This window comes from uncultured Sphingomonas sp., from assembly GCF_964250165.1.
Lineage (GTDB): Bacteria > Pseudomonadota > Alphaproteobacteria > Sphingomonadales > Sphingomonadaceae > Sphingomonas.
The window spans coordinates 57,764-74,780 of sequence record NZ_CAXUEK010000002.1 but is presented as its reverse complement, the minus strand read 5'-3'; the positions used below and the strand labels follow the sequence as shown (position 1 = coordinate 74,780).

Annotated in this window: 15 protein-coding genes; 8 read left to right on the top strand and 7 right to left on the bottom strand. The window is 69.1% G+C overall.

The window, feature by feature from the left end:
* The first annotated feature begins 127 nt into the window (after positions 1-127).
* The 7 genes from ACFE64_RS00815 (at position 128) to ACFE64_RS00785 (ending at position 6,961) form a co-directional block, all read left to right on the top strand.
* Complete coding sequence (locus ACFE64_RS00815) at positions 128-964, top strand: ATP-grasp fold amidoligase family protein (RefSeq protein ID WP_375390540.1); 837 nt, start codon at positions 128-130, stop codon at positions 962-964.
* 31 nt (positions 965-995) lie between these two features.
* A complete protein-coding gene (locus ACFE64_RS00810; protein ID WP_375390539.1) occupies positions 996-1,241 on the top strand; it encodes a glutaredoxin domain-containing protein in 246 nt (81 codons plus the stop codon).
* A 67-nt stretch (positions 1,242-1,308) separates the two neighbouring features.
* Complete coding sequence (locus ACFE64_RS00805) at positions 1,309-1,671, top strand: DCC1-like thiol-disulfide oxidoreductase family protein (protein WP_375390556.1); 363 nt, start codon at positions 1,309-1,311, stop codon at positions 1,669-1,671.
* The gene (locus ACFE64_RS00800) at positions 1,668-2,165 is read left to right on the top strand and encodes a DUF427 domain-containing protein (RefSeq protein ID WP_375390538.1); all 498 of its coding nucleotides are present in this window, start codon (positions 1,668-1,670) and stop codon (positions 2,163-2,165) included. The genes ACFE64_RS00805 and ACFE64_RS00800 overlap by 4 nt, the downstream gene beginning before the upstream one ends.
* A 36-nt stretch (positions 2,166-2,201) precedes the next feature.
* Entirely contained in the window at positions 2,202-3,575 is a 1,374-nt protein-coding gene (locus tag ACFE64_RS00795) for an ABC1 kinase family protein (RefSeq protein WP_375390537.1), read from the top strand.
* Positions 3,576-3,670: 95 nt separating this feature from the next.
* The gene (locus ACFE64_RS00790; protein ID WP_375390536.1) at positions 3,671-4,957 is read left to right on the top strand and encodes a dipeptidase; all 1,287 of its coding nucleotides are present in this window, start codon (positions 3,671-3,673) and stop codon (positions 4,955-4,957) included.
* Between the two features lie 282 nt (positions 4,958-5,239).
* Positions 5,240-6,961, top strand: a complete 1,722-nt coding sequence (locus ACFE64_RS00785; RefSeq protein WP_375390535.1) for a di-heme-cytochrome C peroxidase — start codon at positions 5,240-5,242, stop codon at positions 6,959-6,961.
* Between the two features lie 62 nt (positions 6,962-7,023).
* Here ACFE64_RS00785 and ACFE64_RS00780 read toward each other — a convergent pair whose 3' ends face one another.
* The 3 genes from ACFE64_RS00780 to ACFE64_RS00770 form a co-directional block, all read right to left on the bottom strand.
* Complete coding sequence (locus ACFE64_RS00780; RefSeq protein WP_375390534.1) at positions 7,024-7,575, bottom strand: fasciclin domain-containing protein; 552 nt, start codon at positions 7,573-7,575, stop codon at positions 7,024-7,026.
* 93 nt (positions 7,576-7,668) lie between these two features.
* Complete coding sequence (locus ACFE64_RS00775; protein WP_375390533.1) at positions 7,669-8,343, bottom strand: anti-sigma factor domain-containing protein; 675 nt, start codon at positions 8,341-8,343, stop codon at positions 7,669-7,671.
* Complete coding sequence (locus ACFE64_RS00770; protein WP_375390532.1) at positions 8,333-9,028, bottom strand: sigma-70 family RNA polymerase sigma factor; 696 nt, start codon at positions 9,026-9,028, stop codon at positions 8,333-8,335. Before ACFE64_RS00770 ends, ACFE64_RS00775 begins: the two co-directional genes overlap by 11 nt.
* A 68-nt stretch (positions 9,029-9,096) precedes the next feature.
* Between ACFE64_RS00770 and ACFE64_RS00765 the strand changes: the two genes are divergently transcribed.
* Entirely contained in the window at positions 9,097-10,875 is a 1,779-nt protein-coding gene (locus tag ACFE64_RS00765) for a S10 family peptidase (protein WP_375390531.1), read from the top strand.
* A 97-nt stretch (positions 10,876-10,972) separates the two neighbouring features.
* Here ACFE64_RS00765 and ACFE64_RS00760 read toward each other — a convergent pair whose 3' ends face one another.
* The 4 genes from ACFE64_RS00760 to ACFE64_RS00745 form a co-directional block, all read right to left on the bottom strand.
* Positions 10,973-13,699 carry a TonB-dependent receptor gene (locus tag ACFE64_RS00760; RefSeq protein ID WP_375390530.1) on the bottom strand — a complete coding sequence of 909 codons (2,727 nt, stop codon included), beginning with the start codon at positions 13,697-13,699 and terminating at the stop codon, positions 10,973-10,975.
* 137 nt (positions 13,700-13,836) lie between these two features.
* Positions 13,837-14,484, bottom strand: a complete 648-nt coding sequence (locus ACFE64_RS00755) for a 2-dehydro-3-deoxy-6-phosphogalactonate aldolase (protein ID WP_375390529.1) — start codon at positions 14,482-14,484, stop codon at positions 13,837-13,839.
* A complete protein-coding gene (locus ACFE64_RS00750) occupies positions 14,481-15,350 on the bottom strand; it encodes a 2-dehydro-3-deoxygalactonokinase (protein WP_375390528.1) in 870 nt (289 codons plus the stop codon). The genes ACFE64_RS00755 and ACFE64_RS00750 overlap by 4 nt, the downstream gene beginning before the upstream one ends.
* Before the next feature lies 1 nt (position 15,351).
* The gene (locus tag ACFE64_RS00745; RefSeq protein ID WP_375390527.1) at positions 15,352-16,947 is read right to left on the bottom strand and encodes a sodium/sugar symporter; all 1,596 of its coding nucleotides are present in this window, start codon (positions 16,945-16,947) and stop codon (positions 15,352-15,354) included.
* Positions 16,948-17,017: the final 70 nt, after the last annotated feature.

Genomic DNA, 17,017 nt, shown 5'->3' with positions numbered 1-17,017 from the left:
GTCTTTCCGCTGCCCTGCGACGTATCGGTTCCCAGGGCGGGCAAGCAGGGGCACGCCAGACTCACGGCCGCCGAACTCCAGCGTGGAAATGGTCATCTTGATCCAGAACAGGCGGTCCGGCCCAACGGTGAGCGGCGCCGCGCTCGCCCGACTGCGTGTCCAGCTGACCTATCTGTGCCGCCATGGCCGCATCGCGCGGCTCTCGACACCCCACCTGTTCACCGAGCTGATCCAGCACCGGAAGCTCTACGAGCGCGATCCGCGTTTCCCTCGCCTGGCGGACAAGGTCGCGGTGAAGGACGAGGTGGCGGCGATCCTCGGCCCCGAATGGATCATCCCCACCCTGTGGCATGGCCGCGAACTGCCCGCGCGGCCGCATTGGCCGCTTCCCCTCGTCGTGAAGAGCCGGCACGGCTGCAACCAGCGGGCGTTCGTCCGCTCGCCGCAGCAGGATTGGGAGCAGCTGCGCCGGCGCACGCGCCGGTGGGTGACGCGCCGCTACGGCTACTGGCTCGACGAATGGCTGTACACCGGCATCACGCCGGGCTTGCTCATCGAGCCGTTCGTCGGCGCGTCCGGCGTGTTGCCGATCGACTACAAGCTCTTCGTCTTCGGGGGGCGGGTCGCCTTCATCCAGGTGCATCTCGAGCGGGAGACGGCGCACCGCTGGATCGTGCTGGATCGCGATTGGCGACGACGCACGGTCAGCACCGACGCGCCGCCATGCCCGCGGTCGATGCCGGAGATGATCCGTGCCGCCGAGACGCTGGGTGGCGACTTCGATTTCGTGCGCGTGGATTTCTACGACATCGCCGGGCAGCCGAAGTTCGGCGAGATGACATTCTATCCGGGCTCCGGCCTCTATCCGCTCGATCCTGCGGAGCTGGACGCGGAGATGGGCGGGTTGTGGCAGGCGGCGACCGAGCAACGGCGGCGGAACGCCCGGAGCGCTGCTTCGCTGTAGAGGCCGATCCTTCCGTCGACGGAGTACGGCCATGAGCGATGCCAAGACCGCGATCCTGTACCGCATGGTGCTGCCCGACCATGTCTGTCCCTTCGGCGTGCGGGCCAAGCAGATGCTCGAACAGGCGGGCTTCACGGTCGACGACCGCATCCTGTCGTCGCGCGCGGAGGTCGATGCGTTCGAGGAGGAGCAGGGCGTCGCGACGACGCCGCAGGTGTTCGTCGCGGGCGAGCGCATCGGCGGCAGCGACGACCTCGCGCGTTATCTGGCGGCATGACCCTGCTCGCCGAGCGGCTCCGCGAGTGCATCCCGGGCCCGGGTGCCCCGCGATGAGCGAGCTGATGATGAGCGAGCTGACGGTGTGGCACGACGGCGACTGCCCGCTGTGCCGACGCGAGATCGCCGTGATGCGCCGGCTCGACCGCGGCCGTCGCATCCGCTTCGTCGACGCGGCCGCGGGCGCGAACGACTGTCCCGTCGATCGGGCGGCGCTGCTCGCGCGGTTCCATGCGCGCGAGGACGGCGTCCTGCTGTCGGGTGCGGCCGCCTTCGCGGCGATGTGGCGGGCGATCCCGATCCTGCGGCCGCTGGGCCTGATGGCGCGCAATCCGGCGCTGCTCGGCCTGCTGGAGCGGGGCTACGTGGCGTTCCTGAAGGTCAGGCCCGGCCTGCAGCGGTGGCTCCGTCGCCGGGAGGCGATGCGGTGAGCCCGGTCGCGCCCGATCCCGTGCTGCCCGGGCAGGAGAGCGTGTGGCGCTATCCGCGGCCCGCCATCGCCGAGCGCACGCACCGGCACGTGCGCATCGCGCACCGCGGCGTCACGGTCGCCGACAGCCGCGCGGCCGTCCGCACGCTGGAGACCAGCCATCCGCCGAGCTATTACCTGCCGCCGGCCGACGTGCTGATGGCGGTCCTGCATCCGTCGGCGCGGCGATCCTTCTGCGAGTGGAAGGGCGAGGCGGTCTATTACGATCTCCAGATCGCCGGCGAGACGCTGCGCGATGTCGCCTGGAGCTATCCCGCCCCGACCGCGCCGTTCGCCATGCTGCGCGACCATCTGGCCTTCTACGCCGCGCCCCTGGACGCCTGCTGTGTCGATGGCGAGCGTGTCGTGCCGCAGCCGGGCGGCTTCTATGGCGGCTGGATCACGGCCGACCTGGCGGGGCCGTTCAAGGGCGTGCCGGGTAGCCGGCTGTGGTGAGCGCGGACTCCGGTCCCCGGGTAGGGGCTCCTGCCCATGGCTGACGACCCGGACGACGCGCCGCCCTCCGACACGGCGCGCGCGGTCCCCAGCGGCCGGATCGCGCGGCTCGGCACGTTCGGGCGTCTGGCCGGCGGCGTCGCCGGCGGTATGCTGGCCGAGGGCGCGCGCCGGCTGGCGGCGGGCGAGCGGCCCCGCCTGAGCGAGCTGGTGCTTACCCCGGCCAACGCCGCGCGGCTGGCGGACCGGCTCTCCCACCTGCGCGGGGCCGCGATGAAGCTCGGCCAGATGATCTCGATGGACGCGGGCGACCTGCTCCCGCCCGAGCTGGCGACGATCCTGGCGAGGCTGCGCAACCAGGCGTATCGGATGCCGCCCCAGCAGCTCGACGGGGTGCTCAAGGCGGAATGGGGACCCGACTGGCGGCGGCGCTTCCGCCGGTTCGAGGCGTCGCCGATCGCCGCCGCCTCGATCGGCCAGGTCCACCGGGCGACGCTCCCCGACGGGCAGGTGCTCGCGGTGAAGGTCCAGTATCCAGGGGTGCGCGAGAGCATCGCGTCCGACGTCGACAATGTCGCGACGCTGCTGCGGATCGCGAACGTGCTGCCGTCGACGCTCGATCTCGCGCCGCTGCTCGCGGAAGCCAAGCGGCAGCTCGCCGAGGAGGCTGACTATCGTCGCGAGGGCGCGCAGATGACCCGCTACGCGGACCTGCTCGACGGCGACGGACGCTATGTCGTGCCGCGCCTCGCGCCGGCGCTGACGACCGATCGCGTGCTCGCCATGACCTTCGTCGAGGGCCGGCCGATCGAGACGCTCGCCGACGCGCCGCAGGAGGTCCGCGACGGCGCGATGACCGCGCTCATCGCGCTGGTGCTGCGCGAGCTGTTCGCGTTCGGCCTGATGCAGACCGACCCCAATTTCGCCAATTATCGCTGGCAACCCGAGACCGGCCGGCTCGTGCTGCTCGATTTCGGCGCGACCAGGACGGTCCCGCCCGCGACGGCGGCATCGTACCGGGCGCTGATCGCGGCGGGGCTGGCGCGGGATCGTGACCGGATCCGCGACATCGCGGTGGAGACCGGATTTCTCGGCGAGCAGGCCGTCGCGGCCCATCGGCTCGCGGTCGACCGGATCATCGCCGCGGTCGACGACGCGATGAACCGGCCCGGCCCCTTCGATTTCGGCGACCGGGCGTTCGTGCCGGTCGTCCGCGAGGAGGCGCGCGCGCTGCTCGCCGACCGCGCGGCGTGGCACGTGCCGCACGTCGACACGCTGTTCGTCCAGCGCAAGGTCAGCGGCACGGCGCTGCTGGCGGCGCGTCTCAAGGCCCGCGTCGAGGTCCGCGGCATGGCCGCGCGCGCGGTCGCCGGGCGCGACGACGCCGAGGTCGACGTGCTCGACGATTGACGCGAGGGCGCTTCGTGATGGGCTTCGCGTCCATCTGGCCATTGTCCGCGCATGCTGTCACGCTGGGCGTGGCACGGTCGATGAGGGAATGTCGGATGAGATATGCGGCGATCGTCTTCGGCATGCTGGCGGCGGCGAGTGCCTCGGCGCAGCCGAGCCCGTACGCGGCCCGTGTCGCACGGGTGCTGAAGGCGACGCCGCTGATCGACGGGCATAACGACTGGGCCGAGGTGCAGCGCGAGCGCGAGGGCGAGGGGCGGTGGGCGCTCGACCTGCGCCAGGGCCTGGCGGACCGGCCCGTGCCCTACAACACCGATATCGCGCGGCTGCGGCGGGGGCAGGTCGGCGGGCAGTTCTGGTCGGTGTTCGTCTCGGCCACGCTGCCCGGCCCCGAGCAGGTGAAAGAGACGCTGGAGCAGATCGACCTCGTGAAGAGCTGGGTCGCGCGCTACCCGGACACCTTCGCGCTGGCGCGCACCGCCGCCGACGTGCGCCGCATCCATGCGGGCGGGCGCATCGCGTCGATGATCGGGGTCGAGGGCGGCGGCCAGATCGACGCCAGCCTGGCGGTGCTGCGCCAATATCATGAGCTCGGCGCGGGCTATCTGACGCTGACGCACGTGCTCACCCTGCCCTGGGCGGACTCGGCGACCGACAACCCGCAGCATGACGGCCTCACCCCGTTCGGCAAGGAGGTGGTGCGCGAGCTGAACCGGCTGGGCATGCTCGTCGACCTCAGTCATGTCAGCGAGCCGACGATGCTGGATGCGTTGCGCGTGTCGAAGGCGCCGGTCATCTTCTCGCATTCCGGCGCGCGCGCGATCGACGATCATCCGCGCAACGTGTCGGATGCGGTGCTGCGGCTGGTCGCGGCGAACGGCGGCGTCGTGATGGTCAACTTCTCGCGCGGCTACGTGTCGGACGCCTATCGCCGCTGGTCGGCGGAGGAAGCGGCGGAGAAGGCGCGGCTGAACGCGCCGCCCTATGGCGGCCTCTATATCGGCCAGCCGGACAAGGCCGCCGCCGCGCTCGCCGACTGGGAACGCACACATCCCGCGCCGCGCGTGACGCTGGGTCAGGTCGCCGACCATATCGCGCACATCGCCAAGGTGGCCGGCGTCGACCATGTCGGCATCGGCGGCGACATGGACGGCGTCGACAATTCGCTGCCCGAGGGACTGGGCGGGGTCGACACCTATCCGGCGCTGCTCGCCGAGATGATGCGGCGGGGCTGGAGCGATGCGGACGTGGCCAAGCTGGCCGGCGGCAACGTGCTGCGCGCGATGGCAGGGGCCGAACGGGTCGCGGCGGCGATGGTCAGGGAGCCGGCCAACACGATCGCCGAGCCGATCGCCGACAAGGCGGTCCGGCCGACCTCCTAAGCCCGCTCGGCGATCGCGCCGTGGCTTTCGTGCGGTCGACGATGCTGGACGCGCAAACGCGAGGGTGGGGCAAGTCGCAATCGGTCGCGGTGGGGCAGAATGCCGCTTTTATACTATGTGGTCGTCCGCCGACCACGTATCGTCGGCCGGCTTCATAATCAGGGCTAGTCTGTCGCCGACGCGGCGTGATCGGCAGCTTTACAGGCGGCGGCCGGCCTTCGGTTGAGCGGATCAGGATGGACGGCGGCGTCAATCATATCGCGTCGGCAATAGGGGGTGATCATGCGTCTTACGCACTGGATCATGGGGGCGGCCGCCGCCACGATCGCCGTCTCCGCGATGTCCCGGTCAGCCGGCCCAAGCCAGGCCGCGCCGGGGCCGGTGTATCTCAGCCAGGGGCCGGATTGGGGGCCTGCCGCGCGCGCCAGCTTCTATTCGATGGATCAGGGGTCGGAGATCATGCCGCTGAGCTGGGCGAGGGCGCTCGGCACGCCGGATGGCGCGCCGTTCCTCGGCGACCGGCTCGCCAGGTACGGCTATCTCGACAATGGTCCCGGGGCCGAGCTGCCGGTCGGCTTCACCGCGGGCACGCGCGGCGGCGTCGCCTATCTCGGCATGACCTGCGCCGCCTGCCATACGCGCCAGATCGACGTCGGCGGGACGGCGTACCGGATCGACGGCGGCCCGGCACTCTCCGACTTCCAGAGCTTCCTTCACGACCTCGACGCCGCGGTCGGGCAGGTGCTTGCGACCGACGCTGCCTTCCAGGCCTTCGCGGACCGCGCGCTGGGCGCCGGGGCGACCGCCGCCGATCGGGCGGGGCTGCGCCAGCAGGTTGCGGCCTGGTACCGCCGGCAGCACACGCTGTTCGCGCGCGCGCTGCCCGCCGAGCCCTGGGGCGTGGGGCGGCTGGACGCGGTCAGCATGATCCTGAACCGGGTGACCGGTCTCGATATCGGCCCCGCGCCCGACGGGGTCATCGAGCCCAACATCATGGCCGCCGACGCGCCGGTGCGGTACCCGTTCATCTGGGACGCGCCCAAGCAGGACCGGACGCAGTGGCCGGGGTTCGCCAGCAACGGCGACGCGCTGTTGGCCGTCGCGCGCAACCTCGGCGAGGTCTATGGCGTGTTCGCCGACTTCCATCCGGTCAAGAACGGCAGCCCGTTGGGATGGGATTACCATTCCCGGAACTCCGCCGATTTCGGCGGCCTGGGCCGGCTTGAAGGGCTGGTGCGGCGGATCGGACCGCCGGCCTGGCCATGGCCGATCGACGCCGGCCGCGTGACGCGGGGCCAGCTCGTGTTCCAGCAGCAATGCAGCGGCTGCCACGGCATCAGCCAGGGCGCGTTGCGGCTCGTGCCGGTTTCCACGACCTGGCGGACCCAGCTGGTGGATGTGGGCACCGACACGCGCGAATATGACGTGCTGAAGCGCCGGGGCGACAGCGGCGTCCTGCGGGGCGCCCGCTACGATCCGGGGCATGGGCTCGCCGCGCAGGACGATCAGTTCCGCATCCTGTCGGCGGCGGTGATCGGGTCGATGACCGACTGCTTCGTGCGGTTCTGCCTGCCGATCGGCACCCTTGCCGGGCCGATCCGTCTCGGCGGCGCGCCCAAGCCTTCGACGGTGCATGACGAGCTTGCCGGCGCCTATCACGCCGACGAGTTCAGGCAGGCGGCGGCGAGCGAGCGACACCCGTATGAAGCGCGCGTCCTGCGCGGCATCTGGGCGACCGCGCCCTACCTCCACAACGGCTCGGTCGCCTCGCTCGCCGAGCTGCTGACGAAACCGGAAGACCGCCTCGCCGCATTCCCGGTCGGTCCCGCCTATGATCCGGATGCGATCGGTCTCGCGGCCGCCCAGCCCGGCGCGCCGCATCTGCGGCAGACCACCGGGTGCGACGACCTCCACTCCGGCAACAGCCGTTGTGGGCATCGCTACGGCACCGGCCTGGCGGCTGACCAGAAACGCGACCTGCTCGAATATCTCAAGACGCTTTGATCGGGCGGGCGGTTTGATGACGGACAAGCGGCCCCGGTGCGATGCGGGACCGCTCGCGTCGATCAGGGCATCATCACCGTATCGATGACGTGGACGACGCCATTCGACTGGATGACATCGGCGATGGTGACCCGGCCCTTGTCGCCCTTGCCGTCCATGATGGCCCAGCCGTCGCCCGACTTGCTGAACATCAGCGGCTCGCCCTGCACGGTCGTATACGTCGCGGTGCCCCCGTTCGCCTTCGCCTTGGCGGCGATGTCCTTCGCGGTGACGGTGCCGGGCACGACGTGATAGGTCAGGATCGAGGTGAGCTGCGCCTTGTTCTCCGGCTTCACCAGCGTGTCGACGGTGCCGGCCGGCAGCTTGGCGAAAGCGGCGTTGGTCGGGGCGAAGACGGTGAACGGCCCCGCGCTCGACAGGGTGTCCACCAGCCCGGCGGCCTGCACCGCGGCGACCAGCGTGGTGTGGTCCTTCGACTGCGAGGCGTTCTCGACGATGGTCTTGGTCGGGTACATCGCCGCGCCGCCGACCATTGGCGGGTGCTGAGCGGCCATGCCGGCGGTGCCGACCGCGAGCGCGGCCGCCAGCAGCGATGTGCGAAGGGTCACGATCATCATCAATCTCTCCTTCCGCCTGAAGGAGGCGGCAAAGGAGTTACGTCGGCTGCCGGCGGACGGATGCACCCGACGGTCGTGACGGTGGCGAGCTCAGATGATGGCGAGCGTGCCCGTCGCGACCACCGGCCCGGTCGGCGTCGGCTTGGGCGATCCGCCGACAGGCTCGATGGAGATGGCGAGCGTCATCCCTTGCGTGACCGGGACGGCGGCTGCGAGCATCACGGGCGCTGCGGCGTCCCGGGGCAGCAGCCCGGCGGCGTGGGGCACGCCATCGTCGCCGATCACCCACAGCTCGGCCACCCGCTGCGCGGGCACCGCAACGGCGCCATGCAGGCGAACTTCGCGGGTCTTGGGATCGACCACGACGCCGAACGGCCGACCCTTCTCCGGCTTGAGCACGGCGACCAGCTGCGGCGACGACGGGACGATCGGCGTGCGCACGACCGGAGCGGGGGTCGGGCGCAGCGCCACGATCGCCAGAAGCAGCGCGGCGGCGATGCCCGACACGGCGGTCGCCCAACGCCAGCGCGACACCTGGCGACGTTCCCCCTCGGGGATCGCGGCCGCCCGACGCGCGGCGTCCGCGCTCGGCGCGGCCTCCGGCCATTCGGCGTAGAGGCTCGCCAGTCGCTCGCGCCATTGCTGAACCTCGCGCGCGAACGCCGGCTCGGCGAGCACGCGGCGCAGGGCCGCGGCGCGGTCTTCATCGTCCAGCACGCCCAGGGCCAGCTCGGCCGCGGCGATGTCGGGCTCGTCAGGCGTCATCGTCGAGGCAGTCCCGAAGCCGTAGCAGGCCTCTCCTGATCCAGCTCTTCACCGTGCCTTCAGGCACGCCGCGCCTGGTCGCGAGCTCCACATAGGTGAGGCCATCGAAAAACGCGGTGCGGATCGCGCTGCGCTGGTCGGCCGTCAGCCCGTCCAGACAGGCGTGCAGCCGCCGTTGATCCTCGTCGAGGAGCAAGGCATCCGACGCGAGCGGCGCGAGGTCGGCCACGTCCTGCAATGCCTCCGGCATCACGACCGGGCGCCTGCCCAGCGCGCGACGCGAGTCGATGGCGCGATTGCGGGCGATGGTCGCCAGCCACGCGAGCGCGCTCGCCCGACCCGGTTCATATGCGCCGGCGCGCTTCCAGATGGTGACGTAGACTTCCTGCAGCACATCTTCCGCGCTCTGGCGTTCGCCACAGATACGCAGGCAGATGCCGAAAAGCTTCATCGAGGTCAGGGCATAGAGCCGGGCAAAAGCGATCCGGTCTTCCCGGCCCGTCGCGACCAGCACGCGGACGAGTTCCTCGCGATCGCCGTACTGTTCTCCCGCTGCCACGGCGCAAGCATATTCGCTGGCGCGTTCTGCGGCAATGCGTCGGATGAGCGGTGACGGGTGCGGCAGGTCGGGGCCGGCCGAGCCCCGCCACGCGTCGGGCGGCCGCAGCGAGCGCGCCTGCGCCACCAGCCGTGGCGTGGACCGCCGGTTCCCGCTACGCAGCGTCGGTGCCCGCTCCAGCCCTGAGGTCGCCCGTGAAGACATCTGTATCCTGCGCCTGCCTCGCGACCGCGATGCTGTTCGCGACCGTGCCCGTGCGGGCGGCGGACCGCGTACCCAAGGCGCCACCGGCCGCGTCCGGCGTCCCGTCGGCCGATAGCGGCGCCGCGCCCGATCAAGGCGTGCTGTTCAAGCCGGAGAGCGTGACGTCCTCGGGCAGCGTGACGGTGGCGGGCAGCCGGATCGACTATACCGCCGTCGCCGGCACGATCGTGGTCCATCCCAAGGGATGGGACGACGCCGCCCGGCGCGAGCGCCAAGGCGCGGCCGATCTCGGCGACAGGCCCGATCCCGACCGCGACGCGAAGGACGGCGACAAGGACAATCCGCAGGCCGAGGCGTCGATGTTCTACGTCGCCTATTTCAGGAAGGGCGTGTCGGCCAAGGCGCGGCCGATCACCTTCCTCTACAATGGCGGTCCCGGTTCCTCGTCGGTCTGGCTGCACATGGGGGCGTTCGGCCCGCGCCGCGTCGTCACCGCCGATAATACTCATACGGCCGCCGCGCCGTATCGCCTGATCGACAACGACTACAGCCTGCTCGATGCCTCCGACCTGGTATTCATCGATGCGCCCGCCACGGGCTTCAGCCGCGTCGCGGGGAAGGACAAGGAGAAGGCGTTCTTCGGCATCGACGCGGATGCCTATGCCTTCGAGCAGTTCATCAAGGGCTTCCTGTCGCGTCACGGCCGCTGGAACTCGCCCAAATACCTGTTCGGGGAGAGCTATGGCACGCCGCGGTCCGCCGTGGTGGTGAACGGGCTGACAACCGAGAACGACATCGACTTCAACGGGGTGATGCTGCTTTCGCAGATCCTGTCGTTCGACCTGTCGGCCGACAGCAGCGAGCGCAACCCCGGCATCGATCAGGCCTATATCACCACGCTGCCGACGTTCGCGGCGACGGCCTGGTATCACCACGCCTTGCCGGGCCCGCAGCCCGCCGCCCTGGAGCCGTTCCTGAAGGAGGTCGAGCAGTTCGCCACGACCGACTATGCGCTGGCGCTACAACAGGGATCGGAGCTGGGCGCGAACCGCCGCGCGCAGATCGCGGACCGGATCGCGCGCTATACCGGTCTGCCTGCCGCCTACGTCCTCAAGTCGGACCTGCGCGTGAATGGCGGGCAGTTCGCGCAGATGCTGCTCGGCAGCCAGGGCTCGGTCACCGGCCGGCTCGACAGCCGCTTCGTCGGGCCGGCGATCGACCCGCTGGCGCGCGAGGCGAGTTACGATCCGCAGTCGGCCTCGATCAGCTCGGCCTATGTGTCGCTGTTCAACGACTATGTGCGCACCGACCTGCACTATGGAATGGGCAAGGACTACAAGCCGGAAAGCGACGCCTATAAGACGTGGGATATGCGCCACAAGCCGCCCGGCGTGACCGATCAGCCCGAAGGCGGCCCCAACGTCATTCCCGATCTGGCCAACGCGATGAAGTACGATCCCAAGCTGAAGGTGATGGTCGCGGGCGGCTATTTCGATCTGGCCACGCCGTTCTTCGAGGGCTGGTACGAGATGCATCACCTGCCGATCCCGGCCGCGCTCGCGGGCAACATCGAATATCATTACTACCAGTCGGGCCACATGGTGTACGCGAACGAGGCGGCGCTGAAGTCCCTGCACGACGACGCGGCCGACTTCATCGCGCGGACCGACAATCTGATCCCCGCTCGAACGGCTCCTCGGCATAGCTCAGCGAGGGCGGCGAGCGGACGGGCATCGTCCGAAGCGGGACCGCCTGGCGCACCCGGCTGAAGGAGCGCGGGGGCTTTCCCGCGGGTGCGGCCGGACACGTGGCGGCTCGATACCCGACCCGCTCGCCAGCCGTGCCGCCGGTCCGACGACGATGCGCCTAATGCCGGAAGCGCAGGCCCACCGAGAATGTCTGCTCGGTGAAGCGCAGGAAACGCACATATTCCGCCCGCGGCGCCCCGTCGCGGGCCGAGCTGAAATCATATTCCATCGGCTTGCCCGTCAGGTTCGTCGCGTCAAAGAACAAGGTCGTGTTCTTCGTGAAATTCAGGTTGGTCGACAGATCGAGCGTGCCGGTCGGGCGGCCATATTGATAGAAGATGTCGTTGCCGCGATCCTGCGGGAAGCCGTCGTCGAGAAAACGGCTCCGCTTGTTGTACGTCACGCGGGCGGATACCGGTCCGTTCTCGAACAGCCCAACGATATTGTAGGTGTGCTTCGAAATCAGCGGCACCTGCGGGGTCTGGTCAATGTAGGTGTAGTTGGCCTGGAAGCCGAAGCTGCGCAGGAACATCGGCAGGAAATCGAAATCGAAGAAGGTCGAGATCTGGCCTTCGATACCCCTGATCTTAACCTTGCTGACGTTGATCGGCCGGCTCACCTGAACCAGGCCGAACATCGGATCGGTATACTGGGTCGTCTCCGTTTCGATAAAGTCACGGATGTCCCGCTGAAACGCCGCCACCGCGGCAAAGCCGTTGCGGCTGAAATAATATTCCAGGGAAGCATCGTAATTGTCTGACCGGTATGGCTTGAGTGCGGGATTGCCGCCGCTGCCGATACGCAGGTTGTTGTTCTGGGGGTCGGGCGAGCCGACGTTGATCGCGGGATTGATCTGACTGAAGTCAGGCCGGGTCTGGGTCTGCGTATAGGACAAGCGAAGCTGCAGTGGCGTGACAATGTGCCAGCGCAGCGACGCGTTGGGCAGGTAGACCGTGCGCTTGGGCCCGGTACTTACCGGCGTCACGACACCGGCGATGATGGCATTGCCATCCACCTCCGTCTCGGAGCGCAATGCACGCACCCCGACCGTGCCGTCCACCACATCATTGAAGTTGTAGTTCAGCTGTCCATAGGCGGCATAGGTCTTCTCGTTCGCCGTGTAGGACGAGAAAGCATCGGGCGCCACGTTCGCCAGTGAGTAATTGCTCGCGCCCAGCCCGATCACGAAGCGGCGCAGGTTCAGGATATTGGCGCGGATGCTCTCATAGGTCGGCGCCAGAAACGTCCGGAACGGCTGGATGTCGGTCGTCCCAAAGCCAGGTTGGACCGGGACATAATCGATGGGCGCCTGTGTTACGGGAACATTCTGACCGCCGAAATACCGATTACCGTAATAACGCTGTGCATTGCGATCCGTATAACGCAGCCCGAACTGAAGAGAACTCAGGAAGCTGCCGTCGAACTTGTATTGACCGTCGATACGCGCCTGCCAGTCCTGCCCCTTGGATTGCTGCGCTTCTTCGAACAGGCCGAGGAAGGTGTACTGGCTCGGATCGGCTGCGTTGAAGCCGGAGATCGAGAACTGAGGCGTCTCGTTGTCGAAATTGACCGTGTAGCCGTTGATGCCGAACTCACGGTCGATCGACTCGGTCGAACCCGTGAACGTGCTGGTCGTGCGCGCCACGTCCGCAGTCAGCCGGAGCGGACCGGAATCATAGATGCCGCCGATCGCGTACTGATAGGTATCGGTCTGGTTCGAGGTTCCGCCTCGGAAGGAGAAGAGGCGCGGGCCGCCCGCGGCCTGAACCACGGTGCCCGAGCTAACCAGGTTGGTGCCGGGGCGCAGCACGATATTGCTGTACGACGCGCCGCCGTAGAGCGGGACCTGCGCTTCGGTATCGTCGACCGAGTTGCGAAAGCCCTGATACAGACCCTCCGCGTAGAACTCGAGCTTATCGTTGGGGCGCCACTGGAACGCGGCATTCCCCGACGGGCGCGTCCGGTCGCCCGAACGGTAGTATAGCCGCTGGATGTCGGGCAGGCGCACCGGAACGCCGTTGATCGTCGGGCTCGCAATGAAGTCGGTGTTGGACGGCTCGGAGTCCAGATAGCGCAGCTCGGTATAGGAGGCGTTCACGAGCACGCCGATCTCGCCGATCCCGGTCTGCCACCGATCCGAGATGAGCAGGTTGCCGTTGGGCGTCACCGACCCGGATTCAGCGGTGTGCAGGCCCCAGGCATTGCCCGCGATCTGGAAGCCCTCGATGTCGAACGGGCGACGCGACCGGACGTTGGTGAGGCCGATCACGCCGGGCTCCACCTGGTCGGCGGTGGCGGTCTTGAACACCTCCAGGGCCGCGATCCCGGCCGACGGGAAATCCTGCAGCGCGACCTGGCGCCGCTCGGCGGTGAAGATCTCGCGCCCGTTATAGAGTGTGTTGAAGAAGGTCTCGGGCAGACCGCGGATCAGCACGCGGTTGGCCTCGCCCCCCACGCGGATCACCTGGACGCCAGGGATGCGCGCGGCGGTATCGGACACGGCAAGGTCGGGTAGCTTGCCGATGTCTTCGGCAACCACGGCATCGACCACCTGCGGCGCGTTGCGCTTCAGGCTCGCCGCCGAGCGAAGGCTGGCGCGATAGCCGGTAACGACGACGTCCGAGCCTTCGCCAGCCACTTCGTCGGAGGGCGCGACGGTCGGCGAGGAGCGGTCGGCCGGCGTGCCCGTATCCGTCTGGGGCTGCGACGCCGTCGCCGGATTCGCCGCGGGCGTCTGGTCGGACGACGTGGCACTGCTCGCCGGAGCGCTCGTCTGGGCTCCCGCCGCGGAAGCCGCTGCGGCGATCAGCGCCGTCGAGCAGAGGGCAACAGTCTTCAGGCGCATATCCACTCCCCTGTACCGAATGTCCGGCCCGCATTCGGGTCTTGCACGTTGATAGAGCCGCCGCGCGCGCCCGAAAACCCACTTATCATATTTATCGGCTTTGTGGCACGAAAGCCGCACTGACCGGCCGGGGAGCGCTAGGACGTGGGGGCGCGCCAGGCGCTGACGAAGGACCGCGCGGCCGACCCCACCTCCGCCGCGGTCCGGCCAGGCCCGTAAAGCGCCGAGCCGAGGCCGAAGCCGTTCGCGCCGGCGGCGATCCAAGGCGCCATCGTGTCGGGCGTGACGCCGCCGACCGGCAGCACGCGGGTGTCGCCCGGCAGCACGGCGCGCATCGCCTTGAGCATCGCCGGGCTGCCGCCCTCGGCGGGGAACAGCTTCAGCGCGGCCGCGCCTGCGTCGAGCGCCGCGAACGCCTCGGTCGGGGTGGAGATGCCGGGCAGCGCGGGCAGGCCGAGCGCCGCGGCGCGGCCGATCACCGCCGGGTTCATGTTGGGGGAGACGATCATCGCGCCGCCCGCATCGCGCACCCGTTCGACCGTGTCGGCCGACAGCACGGTGCCTGCGCCGATCACCGCGCCGTCCCCCCATCGGCGCGCCAGCCGGGCGATGCTGTCGAGCGGGTCGGGGGAGTTCATCGGCACCTCGATGAGCGCGAACCCCGCTGCGACCAGCGCCTCGCCGATGCCCTCCACCTCGTCCGGCCGGACGCCCCGCAGGATCGCGACCAGCGGCAGGCGGGCGAAGCCGGCGTCGAACGCCTGCAGGGCAGGGGATGCGCTCATGGGATCAAGCTCCAGATCAGCGCCATGCCCGCCACGAAGGCGGCGCGCGTGTCGACCAGATGGGGGATGCCGCCGAGCGCGGCGACGGCGGCCGCGTACAGCCCGCCGAGCGCCTCGTCGGACAGGATGTAGGCGTCGCGCCCGGCGAGGGCGGCGGTGGCGACGTCCGCGCCGATCAGCAGCCCGCTGACATAGTCCGCGACATCGGCCTCGGCGCGATAGCCCAGCAGCATGCCCGCGCGCGCGCCGAACAGCGACGTGAGCAGCGGCTTGGCGCTCGCGTCGTGCACCCCGTCCAGGAACGCCGCGCCGGGGGTGATCTCGCCGCCGAGCTGGCGCGACAGGATGCTGTAATGTTGGAGCAGCGCGAACAGCTCGCCCGTCATCGCGGTCGAGAACCGTCCGATCGCGCCGTCGGCCATCTCCACCCATTTGTTGTGGGTGCCCGGCTGCGCGAGCAGCCCGTTCGCGGGCGCCAGCCCCGCCGCCACGGCGCCGAGCAGTTGCACCTCTTCGCCGCGCATCACGTTGGGCGCCTGGGGATCGCGCCATGCGACGCCGGGAACGATGGCGGTGCGGCCGGGCTCCACCCAGAGCAGCGCCCGGGCGATCGCATCGGCCCCCGCCGGCGCATCGACATAGGGCGCCTCGCGCCAGCCGCGGTTCGAGCCGGCCATGCCCGCGATCAGCACCGGCCAGTCGCCATGCTCGGCGCGGACCGCGGCGATCGCCTCTTCATAGCCGCGCCCGTCCATCTCCAGGATGCCGCGATCGTCACGCGACCCCCGGAGCACCCGCCCGTCCTCGATCAGGTAATCGCGGCGGTTGCTCGTCCCCCAGTCGATCGCGATGAAGCGGCCCGCCATCTCACCACCAGGTCGCGTAGAGCGCGATGAGGATGAGGATCACGCCGATGCCGCCGATGTTGAAGCCGGCGGGCGTGCCGAACGGCACGTCGTCGGTGCGGATCCGGTTCGCCTCCGCCCCCGCCGGGCGGAGCAGCGACGCGCCGATGGCGAGCGCCAGGCTGATGAAGAACACCAGCAGCATGCGGTTCATGAAGGGGATGTCCGGCGTGATGCTGCGGAACAGGTAGGACAGGACGACGGACGCGATCGCCGCCGCGATCGCCCCGGCCTCGCTCGCGCGCTTCCAGAACAGGCCGAGCAGGAAGATGACGGTGATGCCGGGCGTGAAGAAGCCCGAAAACTCCTGGATGAACTGAAACGCCTGGTCGGACTGGCCGATCAGCGGCTTCGCGGCGATGATCGCGATGACGATCGCCACCGCCGCGGCGATGCGTCCGACGAGCACCAGATGGCGTTCCTGCCCCGGCGCGGCGGTCCCTTCCTCCGCGCGGGTCGGCAGCCGCCGCGCCTTGGCGTAGAGATCGAGCGTGAAGATCGTCGCGATCGAGTTGATCTTGGAAGCCGTCGACGCGATGATCGCCGCCACCAGCGCCGAGAAGACCAGCCCCAGCAGCCCCGAGGGCAGATAGCGCATCATCGTCGGATAGGCCTGGTCGGGCTTGGCGAGGTCGGGCGCCAGCAGTACCGCCGCGATCCCGGGCAGGACGATGATGACCGGCATCAGCAGTTTCAGATAGGCGGCGAACATCACGCCCTTCTGCGCCTCGCCCAGGTTCTTGGCGGCGAGCGCGCGCTGGATGATATACTGGTTGAACCCCCAATAGCTGAGATTGGCGATCCACATGCCGCCGATCAGCACCGACAATCCCGGCAGGTCCTTGTAGAACTTGTTGTCGGGGGAGAGGATCATCTGGAAGTGATCGGGAACCCGTTGCGTCAGCGTCCGGAACCCCGCGACGATGCCGTGCCCGCCGCCGAGCCGGTCGAGCGCCAGCCCCGACACGATCAGCCCGCCGAGCACCAGCAGCGTGACCTGCACGATGTCGGTCAGCGCCACCGCCTTCAGCCCGCCGCGCAGCTGGTAGACCAGCGCGAACAGCCCCAGGCCGATCAGCGCATAGCCCTGCGGCACGCCCGCCACCTGATTAACCGCGATCGAGCCCAGCCAGATGATCGAGGTCAGGTTCACGAAGATGTAGAGCGCGAGCCAGAACAGCGCCATCAGCGTGCGGATGTTGGGGCCGTAGCGCTGTTCCAGGAACTGCGGCATGGTATAGATCTGGTTGCGCAGGAAGATCGGCAGGAAATACTTGCCGACGATCAGCAGCGTCGCCGCCGCCATCCACTCGTAGGACGCGATCGCCAGCCCGATCGCATAGCCCGAACCCGCCATGCCGACGATCTGTTCGGCCGAGATGTTCGCCGCGATCAGCGAGGCGCCGATCGCCCACCACGGGAGCGACTTGGACGCCAGGAAATAGTCGGACGTATCCTTCTGATGCCCGGCCTTCTCCCGCGAGACCCATTGGGCGAGGCCGAAGATCCCGATCGCATAGACGACCACGACGATCAGGTCGATCCGCGACAACCCCATGCCATCCTCCCGTGCCAGGGTCACCGGCCCCTTGCGGCTGAATTATAGGATATATCGGGCCTGTCCAGCG